The organism is Xaviernesmea rhizosphaerae (assembly GCF_001938945.1).
Taxonomy (GTDB): domain Bacteria; phylum Pseudomonadota; class Alphaproteobacteria; order Rhizobiales; family Rhizobiaceae; genus Xaviernesmea; species Xaviernesmea rhizosphaerae.
On the sequence record NZ_MKIO01000029.1, the window covers coordinates 117,003 to 130,134 of the forward strand.

Consider the following 13,132-nt stretch of genomic DNA (forward strand, 5'->3'; position numbering starts at 1 on the left):
CTGCGCAAGCTCCTCGTTGCGTCATGCTCAGGCTTGCCCCGAGCATCTGCAAACGTTTGATATATCTACGAATCACTGAACATGGCAGATCCTCGGGACAAGCCCGAGGATGACGTCGCACGTGATGGTTATCTCTGGCAGAAACCTCAAAATTCCGCCTGATCTCCTATCACAGGACAGGGCGCAAATGTCTTTGACCCTGGCTACCCCCTCATGCGGCCCTTCGGGGAGCCTTCTCAAGGCTATACAACAAGGCCGAGGATGACGTCCCATCAGCATCGATGGCCGGGGAAACCTGTTGAAGCCTCCCGCACGCTGGGCCGAACAAGCCTGTCCCATCGAATGCAAAAGCCCGGAGATCCGTCGGATCTCCGGGCTTTTGCATTGTCTATCCGGCGATAGCCTCACCAGTTCTCGCTGTCGTCCAGCTTCGGCGCCAGCCCCAGGCGGCGCTCGAGGTCGATGGAATCGCTGGCCGACAGGCGCAGCTCGAGGCGGACGGCGCCGTCCTCCAGATCCTCCCGCTCCTCGACATGCGCATGCTCGTAGATCCAGGGCAGCAGGTGCAGCCTGTCGACCGGAATGGTGACGCTGCCCTCGGTCATCACGCCGGAAAGCCGGTCGTTGACGAGATCGATCAGCGCATCGACACCCTCGCCGGTAATGGCGGAGAGCGCCATGACGCCCTCGGTGTGGGTGGCCTTTTCCTTCAGCGCATCATGCGCCTCGGGCTCCAGCCGGTCGATCTTGTTCCAGACCTCGACCAGGCGCTCCTTGCGCGCGGCCTCGTCAATGCCGAGATCGGCCAGGATGCGCAGGACGTCGCTTGCCTGGGCGGCGGTGTCAGGGTCCGACATATCGCGCACATGCAGGATCAGATCGGCTTCCAGCACCTCTTCCAGCGTGGCGCGGAAGGCGGCGACCAGATGGGTCGGCAGGTCCGAGATGAAGCCGACCGTATCGGACAGGATGACGGTGCGGCCATGCGGCAGCTTCATCCGGCGCAGCGTCGGGTCGAGGGTGGCAAACAGCATGTCCTCGGCCAGCACGCCGGCGCCGGTGATGCGGTTGAACAGCGTGGACTTGCCGGCATTGGTATAGCCGACCAGCGCCACGATCGGATGCGGCACCTTCTTGCGCTTGGCGCGGTGCAGCTGGCGGGTGCGGCGAACCTGCTCCAGCTCGCGCTCCAGCCGGACGATCCGGTCCTGCAGCAGCCGGCGGTCGGCCTCGATCTGGGTTTCACCCGGGCCGCCCATGAAGCCCGCGCCACCGCGCTGGCGTTCAAGGTGGGTCCAGCTGCGCACCAGCCGGCCCTTCTGATAGTTGAGATGGGCGAGGTCGACCTGCAGCGTGCCTTCCTTGGTGGAGGCACGGCGGCCGAAGATTTCGAGGATCAGGCCCGTCCGGTCGATGACCTTGGCGTTCCATTCCTTCTCGAGATTGCGCTGCTGCACCGGCGTCAGCGGATGGTCCATGATCACCAGTCCGGCATTGTGCTCGCTGAGCAGGTGGCCGATCTCTTCGATCTTGCCGCTGCCGAGCAATGTGCCGGGTTTGGGCTGGGCCACGGGCACGATCAGGCCCTCGACGACCGTCAGGTCGATCGCAATGGCCAGGCCCTTGGCCTCTTCAAGCCGGCTTTCGTCGGAGCGCGTGGAAACCGACACGGCGGCTTCCGCCGCGCCGCGTCCGGTCTTCTTGATCACGGGCACGACGACAAGCGCACGCATGTCGTCGCGAAGCCGCTCGAGCTCCGGGATGATGGAGGTGGATTTCGTATCGCGTTTGGTAATGAGACCAGATCCCGTCAGGACGTGCTGTCGTCGCTTTCGAACATCTGCACCGGCTGGCCGGGCATGATTGTCGAGATCGCGTGCTTATACACGAGCTGGGAGTGGCCGTCACGGCGCAAAAGCACACAGAAATTGTCAAAGGAAGTGACAACGCCAGTCAGCTTGACGCCGTTGATGAGGAAAATCGTCAGGGAAATCTTCTGCTTGCGGACGGTATTGAGAAAAAGATCCTGCAAGTTTTGAGAACGTTCCGCCATGGCGTCGCTGCTTTCTTATTTGCCGGTCCGGCAACCGGTTGTTCCAAAAGAAAAAAATTGCACCCGGGCATGCCCCCGCCCGTCCGTGCGCATTTTGGTATCAAATCGGGGTTACCTCCGCAATCTCGAAAACGATTGCCGCTGCATCCCCCGAAAAAAAGAATAGCCGGCGATCCGGACCTGACTGTCTGATTTTGACATTTGATTCGTGAGATCGCCCGAGGTTGGCCTCAAATGTCAAATTCCCTAGACACCGAGCGATTTCAGTTTTCGGTGTAGCGCGGAGCGTTCCATCCCCACGAATTCGGCCGTTCGGGAAATATTTCCGCCGAAACGGTTGATCTGCGCAATAAGATAGTCGCGCTCGAACATTTCCCTGGCCTCGCGCAAAGGCAGCGTCATGATGTGCTGGTCGCCCTGGGCGGAGATCTTCGGCAGGCTGTCGCCCACCTCGGTCGGCAGCATGTCGGCGGTGATGACGCTGTCGGGACCATCGGACCGGGCGAGAATCATCAGCCGCTCGATATTGTTGCGCAGCTGGCGGATATTGCCCGGCCAGTCATGCGCCTGGAGAACCGCCAGCGCGTCATCGCCGATTCGCCGCGAGCGGATGCCGGCCTGTTCGGAAATCTGGCGCATGAACATGTCGACCAGGAAGGGAATATCCTCGCGCCGCTCGGCCAGCGGCGGCACGCGCACCGGGATCACCGCAAGGCGATGGTAGAGATCCTCGCGGAACAGCCCCTCGGCGATCAGGCTTTCGAGATTGTAAGCGGTGGAGGAGATGATGCGCACATCCACCTTGACCCGCTTGGAGCCGCCGACACGCTCGAACTGCTGATCGACCAGAACGCGCAGGATCTTGTTCTGCGTCTCGCGCGGCATTTCGCCGATTTCATCGAGATAGAGAATGCCGCCATGGGCCTCCTCCAGCGCGCCGGTGCGGCGCGGCTGCCCGGCCGTGCCCTCGGTGCCGAACAGCGCGATCTCCATGCGATCCGGCGTGATCGCTGCGGCATTGAGCGCGACGAAGGGGCCAGTGGCGCGGCTGGACTTGCGGTGGACCATCCGCGCCACCAGCTCCTTGCCGGAGCCGGAGGGGCCGAGGATCATGATGCGGCTGTTGGTCGGCGCCACCTTCTCGATGGTCTGGCGCAGCTGGGAGACCGCCACCGACGTGCCGATCAGCTCGACAGGATCGCCGGAGCGCTTCTTCAGTTCGGACACCTCGCGCTTGAGCTTGGAGGTTTCCAGCGCGCGCTCGGCGATCAGGATCAGCCGGTCGGCCTTGAACGGCTTCTCGATGAAGTCATAGGCGCCGCGGCGGATGGCGGAGACCGCGGTTTCGATATTGCCATGGCCGGAGATCATCACCACGGGCAGTTCGGGATGGCGGGAATGGATCTCGTCGAGCAGGGCCAGCCCGTCCAGCCGGCTGCCCTGCATCCAGATATCGAGGAAGACCAGACGCGGAAGGCGATCGGAGATCGCCGCCAGCGCGCTGTCGCTGTCGAAGGCCGTGCGGGTCTCGTAGCCCTCGTCGGACAGAATGCCGGAGACGATCTCGCGGATGTCTTCCTCGTCGTCCACAACCAGAATATCAGCCGCCATGCCTGTTTTCCTTGTTCTCTTGCTCGGCGCCCTCGGCCGTGGCCGGGGGCAGGAGCACGCGGATCATCGCCCCGCGCCCCTGGTCGAAATCGGCGGGCGCATCGTGCAGTTCGAGCTGCCCGCCATGATCCTCGATAATCTTCTTGACGATGGCGAGGCCGAGGCCCGTACCCTTCTCGCGCATCGTCATATAGGGCTCCAGGATCCGGTGCCGGTTTTCCGTGGGAAGCCCCTTGCCGTTGTCGATCACCTCGACACAATAGAGGTGGCGCTCCGCATCGGCGCGCGCACGCACCAGGATCTTGGCCGGCCCGCGCTCGGCATCGCCCGACACGGCCTCGATCGCCTCGACGGCGTTCTTGATCAGATTGCCGAAGGCCTGGCCCAGCATGCGCGAATCGAACAGGCCATCCAAGGCCGCGGCGCCGAAATCGCGCTGGAACTGGATGTGGCTGTTGCCCATCTCGCGCAGGAAGACGGCGTCCTTGAGGATCGCGCGCAGATCGCTGCGCTCCTTCGTCGGCTTGGGCATGCGCGCAAAGGCGGAGAACTCGTCGACCATGCGGCCGATATCCTCGACCTGGCGCACGATCGTGTCGATGCACTGGTCGAAGACCGGACGCCCATCCTCGGCGATCTGCTTGCCATAACGCCGACGCAGCCGCTCGGCCGAAAGCTGGATCGGGGTCAACGGGTTCTTGATCTCATGCGCGATGCGCCGCGCCACATCCGCCCAGGCCGTGGAGCGCTGGGCGATCACGAGGTCGGTAATGTCGTCGATGGTGATGACGAAGCTGTCCTTGGCATCATGGCTTTCCTCGCGCGTCACCTGAACATTGAGCGTGCGCTCGGTGCCGCCGCGCATGATGTTGATCTGCCGGCGATAATCGGCGCGCGGCCGGCTGACGGCCTCGCTCAGCACCTGATCGATCTCCGGTGCGACATCGCCGAGGCGCTCGCCGACCATATCCAGCACGGGACGGGCGAGAAAATCCTCGGAGGAGGGATTGGCGATGGTGATGCGCCGGTCTTCCTCCACGCCGATCACCGCCGCTGTGACGCCCGACAGCACCGCCTCGATGAAGCGGCGGCGGTTGTCCATCTCGTCCTTGGCCTCCAGCAACTGGTCGCGCTGGGTGCGGATCTGGACGATCATCTTGTTGAAAGTGCGCGACAGGCTGCCGACATCGCCATCGACGGCATGCACCGGAACCACCACATGCAGATTGCCCGAGGCGACGCTGTCGGCCGCGCCGATCAGCAGGCGGATTGGCCGCACGATCCGGTCGGCCACGGCAATCGCGGTCCAGATGGCCGCAAGCAGCACGATCAGCGCAAAGCCGAGATAGAGCACGCCGAAGGCAAGCTGCAGGGAGGCGCGGCCGGCCTTCAGGTTGGAATATTCGGCGGCATTCTCCTCCATCTGCCGCATGGCCCGCATGACGTTCGGATCGACCGAACGCACTGTGTAGAGCAGCGTGTCGGGAATGTTGTCGACGGGAATGATGGCGCCGACGAGATTGGTCACGCCGGGAGGAATGAGCGTCGGCTGGCCGGCGACGGTGCTGTTCAGCGCATCCGTGGGAATGGCCGGCAGAGGCCTGTCGGTGGGAATATTGGCCTGAAGGATGGCCGTGCCGTCCTTGCGCACCAGGAAGGCGCCGAGCATGCCGCGCGCGCGCGCCTGGCGCGTCATCAGCTCGATGAAGCCGGTGCGGTCGAGGCTGTAGAGCTGGCGGTTGCGCTCCAGATCATTGGCCATCGAGGCCGTCTGTCCCTGGAGGTAGCTGGCATTTTCCAAGACATAGGCTTGCGCCACATCGAGCGAGGAGCGCACGATCGCTTGGGTTCGCAGCGAGAACCAGCGGTCGAGGCCGACATCCAGCGTGATCGAGGCGAAGATCGCCACCAGGATCGCCGGGGTGATCGCCACGATCGAAAACAGCGCGACGATGCGGATATGCAGCCGCGCCGCCGCCCGGCCGCGATGGCGCGCCTTCAACAGGCGGGTGATTTCACGGCCGATGAGATAGGCGAGACCGATGACGAAGACCGCGTTGACCGCGGCCGAGGCGATGACGATGTTGCGCTCGGGCGCGATCGGCGTGAGACCCAGCAGAATCAGCAGCGAGGCGATGGCGCAGAACAGCGCGCCGCTGGCCAGCATCACGCCCGGCAAAGCGAAGGACGCACGGCGATCCTGGCCGATCACCGCCCCCTCCTTCTGCCCCGCAGGCATCGATACCCCGTCCACCATGCTCTCACTTCCTTCGACGCCCGACCTTCCGGCTCTCGCCGCTTCGGTGCCGCCTCGTCGCCGTCCATCATCCCCACGTCCGCGCTTGCCAAGGCGGAGAAGCGACCAAGCCGCGCCGACCTCCCCTGACCGGGATCCCTGCCAGGCAAAGCGCATCAAAGGCTCGAAGACGGAGCGAAGCCGACAATCTCTTGAGACGAGATTGTGGTCTAATCAACGGATTGTGGCCAAAATGCAACGGTCCGGCAGCGGAAGTCAAGCAGGGACATCCGCAGACGCAGGATCAAGGCGCTCGAGCGGAGCAAGGCCCCGGCTGGGCATGCCCGGTGAAAGTGCCGCTCAGGCCGAGCGCGAGGAGCGATAGACGGACACGCCGAGCTCGCGAATTTTCTTGCGCAACGTGTTGCGGTTGAGGCCGAGCAGATCGGCGGCCTTGATCTGGTTTCCGCGCGTGGCGGTGAGGGCCGCCAGAATCAGCGGATATTCCATCTCGGCCAGAACCCGGTCATAGAGCCCGGGGGGCGGCAGGGCATCGCCGAAACCGGCGAAATATTGCCGCATGTTTTCCTCCACCGCCTGGGAGATCGACAGGGTTCCCGTGCGCCCGCCATTCTTGTCGATCGGGCTGTCGGGAATGTCGGCCCGCAGCTCGGTCTCGATGATCTCGCGGGTAATGACATCCTGCGGATAGAGCGCGGTCAGGCGGCGCACGACATTTTCCAGCTCGCGCACATTGCCCGGCCAGGGATAGGCCTTCATCAGCTCCAGCGCCTCATTGTCGAAGCGCTTGACGTCGAGCCCGTCCTTCTCCGCCTGGGCGACGAAATGGCGCACGAGGTCGGGAATATCCTCGGCGCGGTCGCGCAGCGGCGGCAGGCGCAGCGGCACGACGTTCAGCCGGTAATAGAGATCCTCGCGGAACAGGCCCTGGTTGATCGACTGCTTCAGATCCTTGTTGGTGGCCGCAACGATGCGCACATCCGAGCGGATCGGCGTGCGGCCGCCGACGGTGGTGTATTCCCCCTGCTGGAGTACGCGCAGCAGGCGCGTCTGCGCATCCATCGGCATGTCGCCGATTTCATCGAGAAACAGCGTGCCGCCCTCGGCCTGCTCGAAACGGCCGGTGGAGCGCTGCTGCGCGCCCGTGAAGGCACCCTTCTCATGACCGAACAGCTCCGATTCGATCAGATCGCGCGGAATGGCGGCCATATTGATGGCGACGAAGGGGCCATTGCGGCGCTTGCCGTAATCATGCAGCGCGCGCGCGACCAGCTCCTTGCCGGTGCCCGATTCACCCGTGATCATCAGCGTCAGGTCAGTCTGCATCAGACGGGCGAGCACGCGGTAGATTTCCTGCATGGCGGCCGAGCGGCCGACCAGCGGCATGCCGTCCTGCGGATCCTCCTCCACCTTGACCGGCTTGCGCTTGGGCTCGGCCAGCGCGCGGCCGATAATGGCGATCAGTTCGGTCAGGTCGAAGGGCTTGGGCAGATAGTCATAGGCGCCCTTTTCCGACGCCTTGATCGCCGTCATGAAGGTGTTCTGCGCGCTCATGACCAGCACGGGAAGATCGGGACGGGCCTTCTTGATGCGCGGCAGCAGGTCGAAGGCGTTCTCGTCCGGCATGACCACGTCGGTCACCACCAGATCCCCGTCGCCGGCCGAAACCCAGCGCCACAGCGTGGCGGCATTGGAGGTGATGCGCACATCATAGCCGGCACGCGACAGAGCCTGGTTCAGAACGGTGCGGATGGCGGCGTCGTCATCGGCGACGAGAATCGTGGCGCCTGTCATCGGGAGGATCCTCTTACGCTGGACGGATCGGCGTCCTCGGCCTTGCCCTTGGAGGCCGGCATGAGCACGCGGAAGGTGGTGCGGTGGTTCTGGCTGTCGCATTCGACGATGCCGCCATGGCCGCCGATGATCTTGGCGACCAGCGCCAGCCCCAGACCCGATCCGTTGGTCTTGGTGGTGACGAAGGGGTCAAAGAGATGCGGCAGCAGGTCGGCCGGAACGCCGGGGCCGTTGTCATGAACGCAGAATTCGAGCGGCAGCGAGATCTTCTCGCGCGTGCCGGCAACCGACAGGCGGATGCCCGGACGATAGGCCGTCGTCAGCATGATCTCGCCATCCGGCTTGTCGCCGATGGCTTCCGCCGCATTCTTCACCAGGTTGAGGAAGACCTGTACGAGCTGGTCGCGATTGGCGAAGACGGCCGGCAGCGACGGATCGTAATTCTCGGTGATCTTGATGCGCCGGGCAAAGCCGGCCTTGGCCACGGCCTTCACATGATCCAGCACGGAATGGATGTTGACCGGATGGCGGTCGACCGGCCGCTCGTCGGAAAACACCTCCATGCGATCGACCAGCGAGACGATGCGGTCCGTCTCGTCGCAGATCAGCCGGGTCAGCGCCCGGTCCTCGTCGTCGACGGAGGTTTCCAGAAGCTGGGCGGCGCCGCGAATGCCCGACAGCGGGTTCTTGATTTCATGCGCCAGCATTGAGGCGAGGCCCGTGACAGAGCGGGCCGCCGCGCGATGGGTCAGCTGGCGGTCGATCTTGTCCGCCATGGAGCGTTCCTGAAACACCACGACGACGCAGCCGGGCTCGGAGGCGACCGGACCGACGAAAAGATCGACCAGCTTGTCGGCGCCCAGGCGCGGCGAGCTCAGATCCACCCGGTATTCGTTGACCGCGGCGCGGCGTTCGCGCACCTGCTCGATCAGCGTCAGCAGCGGGCTGCCGAAGGGAATGAAGGCGCTGATGTCGTGGCGGGCGAGATAGTTGGCGCTGGCGCCGAAAAAGGATTCGGCCTGCCAGTTGGCAAAGACCACCAGCCCCTTGTCGTTAACCATGATCACAGGATTGCGGATGGCGTTCAGCACCGCCATCGGCAGGCTGTCATCCACGCGCTTCTCGGTATCCTTCCTGCCGGCGTCCGTCATGCAGCGGCGCTCCTTTCGACCAGGTCGTTGCCAGGCTGGCGGCCATCGCCTCTGCCTTGCGCGTCTTCGATGGCGGCGAGCACGCGGGCGATCACCGCCTTCGGCTCCGTTCCGGTCATGATCAGGCCCTTGTCGCCGGGCGCGAGCCCCGGCGCGAAGCGGTCGAGATACCAGCCGAGATGCTTGCGCGCATGGCGCAGGCCCGCCTGCTCGCCGTAAAAATCCAGTATGGCGGCATAGTGCTCGGCCACAAGATCGCGCAGCGCGGCGCCTTCCGGCGCGGTGGCGGCGCCGGCCAGACAGCCGGGCAGCCAGGGCTGCCCCTGCGTGGCCCGGCCGACCATGACGGCATCGGCGCCCGAGCGGCGCAGGATCTCGCGCACATCTTCCGGTGTCGCCACATCGCCATTGGCCACCAGCGGCACGGAGACCGCCGCGCGCACGGCGCGGATCGCGTCCCAATCCGCCCGCCCGGTGTAGAACTGCATCCGCGTGCGCCCGTGAATGGTGATCATCCGCACGCCGGCCTCTTCCGCGCGCCGCGCGATCTCGGCCGCGTTGAGGCTCGTCTCGTCCCAGCCCAGCCGCATCTTCAGCGTCACCGGCAGCGACACGGCCTTGACCGTCGCCTCGATCAGCCGCAGCGCATGGTCGGGATCGCGCATCAGCGCCGAACCGGAATAGCCGCCCGTCACCTTCTTGGCCGGGCAGCCCATATTGATGTCGATGAGATCGGCGCCCTCGCCTTCAACGATGCGCGCAGCCTCCGCCATCCAATGCGCCTCACGGCCGGCGAGCTGCACCATATGCGGGGAAATGCCCGCGCTTTTCAGCCGCGCCCAGCTTTCCTCCGCCTGCCCCACCAGCTCGCGGCTGGCCACCATCTCCGTAACCACCAGCCCGGCGCCGTGCCGCCAGGCCAGCCGGCGAAACGGCAGGTCCGTGACGCCGGACATCGGCGCAAGCACGACGCGGTTGCGCAGAGCGACAGGACCCACCATCAGGGAAGAGGAAGCATCCGTTACGTGCAACTGATTATCTTTCGGGCACATCTGTACTTTGCTGTATTTTTAGACATGGATTGAAAGCTTGCCAAGCGCTTTTCCGGGGATTTGCGATAATTTCCGCAGCAATTGCGCGAATAAGGTCATTCGTTTCACGCGGGCTCTGTGATCCGCGGCCAGCCTGGACAAGAGATGGGCAACGGGCCGAGATGCAGCCGGCAGGAACGCCGGCGCGGCTGTGGTGCGGGCTGGAGCGAATTCGCCTCCCAAGTACCGCCATGGTGCTCTATAGAGACGCAAGCCCGGCCCTGTCCGGGCGGCCATTGCGCGGGGATTTAGCACAGAGCATGCAGGCAAAGAAACAGCTTCAGATCGGCATTGTCGTGGTGGCCGCAGGCCGGGGCGAGCGCGCCGGCCAGGAAGGCGGGCCGAAACAATATCGCAGGATCGGCGACGCGCCCGTGATCAGCCACACGCTGCGCCGCTTCGCGGCCTGGCCCGGCACCGCCTGCCTCGTCGCCGTGACCCACTTGGATGATGACGCGCTGTTCGACCATGCCCTAGAGATAAGCCGCATCGCCATGCCGGTGATGCGCGTGCATGGGGGCGCGACCCGGCAGGCTTCCGTTCTGGCCGGGCTCAGGGCGCTTCGCCAGCAGGCGCCAGACGTGACCCATGTGATGATCCATGACGGCGTCCGCCCGTTTTTCGATGCGGCCCTGCTGGAGCGCTGCGCCGCCGCGCTGGCGCAGGGCGACAAGGCCGTGCTTCCCGCCGTAGCGGTGGCCGACACGCTGAAGCGCGGCGACGCGCAGGCCCTGGTGAGCGCCACGGTGCCGCGGGCCGGCCTGTTTGCCGCGCAGACCCCGCAGAGCTTCGACCTCGACGCGATCCTCGCCGCGCATGAAGCGGCGGCGGCCGATGGCGGCCAGGATTTCACCGACGATGCCGGCATTGCCGAATGGGCCGGCCTTGCCGTCCGCCTGGTCGAGGGCGATGCGGGCAATGTCAAACTGACCGTGAAGAAGGATATCGACATGGCCGACCAGCGGCTTGCCACCCCCGCCATTCCCGACATCCGCACCGGCAACGGCTATGACGTTCACAGACTGGTGGCGGGCGATGGCGTGACGCTGTGCGGCGTCTTCATTCCCCACGACCAGGCGCTGCTCGGCCATTCCGATGCCGATGTGGCCCTGCATGCCCTGACGGATGCACTGCTGGCCACCTGCGGCGCCGGCGATATCGGCGATCATTTCCCGCCCTCCGATCCGCAGTGGCGGGGCGCGCCGTCGCGCATCTTCCTGGAGCACGCCGCGCGGATCGTGCGCGACAAAGGCGGTGTCATCCTCAACGCCGATATCTCGCTGATTGCCGAAGCGCCGAAGATCGGGCCGCACCGCGAGACGATGCGGGCCCGTCTTGCCGAGATGCTGGCCATTTCGATCGATCGCTGCTCGGTCAAGGCGACGACCAATGAGACGATCGGCTTCGTCGGCCGCCGCGAAGGCATCGCCGCCATTGCCACCGCCTCTGTCTTTTATCCGCCGGAGCCTGCATGAGCCTCTTTCCCGAACCGCTCGAGCGCCTCGCCGCAGAGGTCATCGCCACCTATGCCGCGCGCGGCCTGATGGTGGCGACAGCCGAATCCTGCACCGGCGGGCTGATCGCCGGCCTGCTCACCGATGTCGCCGGCTCCTCCAAGGTCGTGGATCGCGGCTTCGTCACCTACAGCAACGCGGCCAAGCAGGAGCTGATCGGCGTGCGCGAGGAGACGCTGGCGCGCCATGGCGCCGTCTCGCGCGAGACAGCGCTGGAGATGGCCGCCGGCGCGCTGGCAGCCTCCCAGGCCTTTGCGGCGGTTGCGGTCACCGGCATTGCCGGCCCGGGCGGCGGCAGTGCCGAAAAGCCTGTCGGGCTGGTGCATCTGGCCGCGGTGAACCGCCAGGGCGAGATTCTGCACCTGGAGATGCGCTATGGCGACCTTGGCCGCACCGGCATTCGCCTTGCAACCGTCGAGACGGCACTCGAACTGCTTGTAGAGTTGATACCCGAGCGCTAGAGCGCAGGACTGAAAATCGCACGAAGTCTGATGCTACAGGATTTTGTTTTTGCATCGGATTTCCCCGAAACCCGGTTCGCACTTTTCGGTCCGATGCTCTATAGGTTCCTATCATCGACACTTGGTATAAGACCCGCAACCGGGAAGCAGTTGCACCTCAGCGATAGATCGCGTCGGCCCGCTTCTCGAAAGCTTCCGCGAACATGCGGAAGGCGCGGTCGAACATCGACCCCATCAGGGCGCCCAGGATGCGGTTCTTGAACTCGTAATCGATGTAGAAGACCACCGTGCAGCCGCCCTCAGGCGTCGGCTCGAAGCGCCAGCGATTGTCGAGATAGCGGAAGGGGCCGTCGATATATTTCACGTCGATTTCCCGCGCGGCGGCATTCAGCAGCACCTGCGTGGTGAAGGTCTCGCGAATGGCCTTGTAGCCGACGGTCATATCCGCGACGAGCAGCTCCTTGCCATCGCGCTCCTTGCGCGATCGCACGGCCAGCGCTTCGCAGAGCGGCAGGAATTGCGGGTAGCGCTCCACATCGGCGACAAGATCGAACATCTGCTCCGGGGAGTGCGGGACGACACGTTTCGTTTCAAACTTCGGCATGGACGCCAGTTAGTCGGGGTGGGAGATAAGATCAAGCAGCCGCGCCGTTTCGCCGCGGCTTTTCAGGATGAGAACCCGGCAGTCCGGCGCATAATGCTGCAGCGCCTTAAGGATGAGCGGCGAAAACCGTTTCTCGAAATGCCAGATATAGGAGAGGAATTCGCGGTCCGGAAACTGTTCCAGGCAGCCGGGCGCCATTTCTGGCCGGGTCCCGCCACGATGGCGCAGGGCACGGCTGAAAACGCCATAGAGGCAGAGCCAGCGCGGCATGCGCACCCAGATCACCAGATCCGCGCGCGGCAGCCGCAGATCCATGCTCGAGCTCCCCGTGCCGTCCATCAGCCAGCGCTGCTGCGCGACCGCTTCGGCAATCAGCGCCCGCTCCCCAGCCTTCTCGCGCTTGACCCACCCCGGCAGCCAGAAGAAATCGCGGTCCATCGACAGAAAGGGCAGGCCGAAGCGTCGGCAGAGCGCCAGGGAAAGCGTCGATTTTCCGCCGCCCGAGCAGCCAATGACGAGAATACGCTGGCAGTCAGGCAGGCGGCGCGCCGCGTCTTCAGGCGTGATGGAGTGAACCGACATAAGGCGCGCTCCCG

At 64.8% G+C, this 13,132-nt stretch carries 11 protein-coding genes; 2 read left to right on the plus strand and 9 right to left on the minus strand.

All coding sequences use genetic code 11. The annotated features are described in order from the left end of the window. Window positions 1-404 precede the first annotated feature (404 nt). The 7 genes from hflX to dusB form a co-directional block, all read right to left on the minus strand. A complete protein-coding gene (gene hflX, locus BJF92_RS11345; protein ID WP_078057985.1) occupies window positions 405-1,733 on the minus strand; it encodes a GTPase HflX in 1,329 nt (442 codons plus the stop codon). A 77-nt stretch (window positions 1,734-1,810) separates the two neighbouring features. After that, the gene (gene hfq / locus BJF92_RS11350) at window positions 1,811-2,053 is read right to left on the minus strand and encodes an RNA chaperone Hfq (RefSeq protein ID WP_075634855.1); all 243 of its coding nucleotides are present in this window, start codon (window positions 2,051-2,053) and stop codon (window positions 1,811-1,813) included. Window positions 2,054-2,299: 246 nt separating this feature from the next. After that, window positions 2,300-3,664, minus strand: a complete 1,365-nt coding sequence (ntrX, locus tag BJF92_RS11355) for a nitrogen assimilation response regulator NtrX (RefSeq protein WP_075634856.1) — start codon at window positions 3,662-3,664, stop codon at window positions 2,300-2,302. Then, window positions 3,654-5,921: a sensor histidine kinase NtrY-like gene (locus BJF92_RS11360; protein WP_075634857.1), complete on the minus strand. Its 2,268-nt coding sequence runs from the start codon at window positions 5,919-5,921 to the stop codon at window positions 3,654-3,656. Before BJF92_RS11360 ends, ntrX begins: the two co-directional genes overlap by 11 nt. A gap of 339 nt (window positions 5,922-6,260) precedes the next feature. Beyond that, window positions 6,261-7,715 carry a nitrogen regulation protein NR(I) gene (gene ntrC, locus BJF92_RS11365; RefSeq protein ID WP_075634858.1) on the minus strand — a complete coding sequence of 485 codons (1,455 nt, stop codon included), beginning with the start codon at window positions 7,713-7,715 and terminating at the stop codon, window positions 6,261-6,263. Continuing rightward, the gene (locus BJF92_RS11370) at window positions 7,712-8,866 is read right to left on the minus strand and encodes a two-component system sensor histidine kinase NtrB (protein WP_075634859.1); all 1,155 of its coding nucleotides are present in this window, start codon (window positions 8,864-8,866) and stop codon (window positions 7,712-7,714) included. Before BJF92_RS11370 ends, ntrC begins: the two co-directional genes overlap by 4 nt. Further along, complete coding sequence (gene dusB, locus BJF92_RS11375; protein WP_075634860.1) at window positions 8,863-9,918, minus strand: tRNA dihydrouridine synthase DusB; 1,056 nt, start codon at window positions 9,916-9,918, stop codon at window positions 8,863-8,865. Before dusB ends, BJF92_RS11370 begins: the two co-directional genes overlap by 4 nt. A gap of 299 nt (window positions 9,919-10,217) precedes the next feature. Between dusB and BJF92_RS11380 the strand changes: the two genes are divergently transcribed. Both BJF92_RS11380 and BJF92_RS11385 read left to right on the plus strand, forming a co-directional pair. After that, window positions 10,218-11,432, plus strand: a complete 1,215-nt coding sequence (locus BJF92_RS11380; RefSeq protein ID WP_075634861.1) for a bifunctional 2-C-methyl-D-erythritol 4-phosphate cytidylyltransferase/2-C-methyl-D-erythritol 2,4-cyclodiphosphate synthase — start codon at window positions 10,218-10,220, stop codon at window positions 11,430-11,432. Further along, window positions 11,429-11,932, plus strand: a complete 504-nt coding sequence (locus BJF92_RS11385) for a CinA family protein (RefSeq protein ID WP_075634862.1) — start codon at window positions 11,429-11,431, stop codon at window positions 11,930-11,932. Before BJF92_RS11380 ends, BJF92_RS11385 begins: the two co-directional genes overlap by 4 nt. A gap of 157 nt (window positions 11,933-12,089) precedes the next feature. On the opposite strand, the gene BJF92_RS11390 is transcribed toward BJF92_RS11385, so the two are convergent. Beyond that, window positions 12,090-12,536, minus strand: coding sequence for a type II toxin-antitoxin system RatA family toxin (locus tag BJF92_RS11390; protein WP_075634863.1), 447 nt, complete (start codon window positions 12,534-12,536; stop codon window positions 12,090-12,092). 9 nt (window positions 12,537-12,545) lie between these two features. Next, entirely contained in the window at window positions 12,546-13,118 is a 573-nt protein-coding gene (locus BJF92_RS11395; RefSeq protein WP_075634864.1) for a P-loop NTPase family protein, read from the minus strand. Window positions 13,119-13,132 lie beyond the last annotated feature (14 nt).

Bases quoted from the DNA above. Each gene is read 5' to 3' on its own strand.
- BJF92_RS11390 (WP_075634863.1), bottom strand. From the start codon at position 12,536: ATGCCGAAGTTTGAAACGAAACGTGTCGTCCCGCACTCCCCGGAGCAG.
- BJF92_RS11370 (WP_075634859.1), bottom strand. From the start codon at position 8,866: ATGACGGACGCCGGCAGGAAGGATACCGAGAAGCGCGTGGATGACAGC.
- ntrX (WP_075634856.1), bottom strand. From the start codon at position 3,664: ATGGCGGCTGATATTCTGGTTGTGGACGACGAGGAAGACATCCGCGAG.
- BJF92_RS11395 (WP_075634864.1), bottom strand. From the start codon at position 13,118: ATGTCGGTTCACTCCATCACGCCTGAAGACGCGGCGCGCCGCCTGCCT.
- hflX (WP_078057985.1), bottom strand. From the start codon at position 1,733: ATGCGTGCGCTTGTCGTCGTGCCCGTGATCAAGAAGACCGGACGCGGC.
- BJF92_RS11360 (WP_075634857.1), bottom strand. From the start codon at position 5,921: ATGGTGGACGGGGTATCGATGCCTGCGGGGCAGAAGGAGGGGGCGGTG.
- hfq (WP_075634855.1), bottom strand. From the start codon at position 2,053: ATGGCGGAACGTTCTCAAAACTTGCAGGATCTTTTTCTCAATACCGTC.
- dusB (WP_075634860.1), bottom strand. From the start codon at position 9,918: ATGTGCCCGAAAGATAATCAGTTGCACGTAACGGATGCTTCCTCTTCC.
- BJF92_RS11380 (WP_075634861.1), top strand. From the start codon at position 10,218: ATGCAGGCAAAGAAACAGCTTCAGATCGGCATTGTCGTGGTGGCCGCA.
- BJF92_RS11385 (WP_075634862.1), top strand. From the start codon at position 11,429: ATGAGCCTCTTTCCCGAACCGCTCGAGCGCCTCGCCGCAGAGGTCATC.
- ntrC (WP_075634858.1), bottom strand. From the start codon at position 7,715: ATGACAGGCGCCACGATTCTCGTCGCCGATGACGACGCCGCCATCCGC.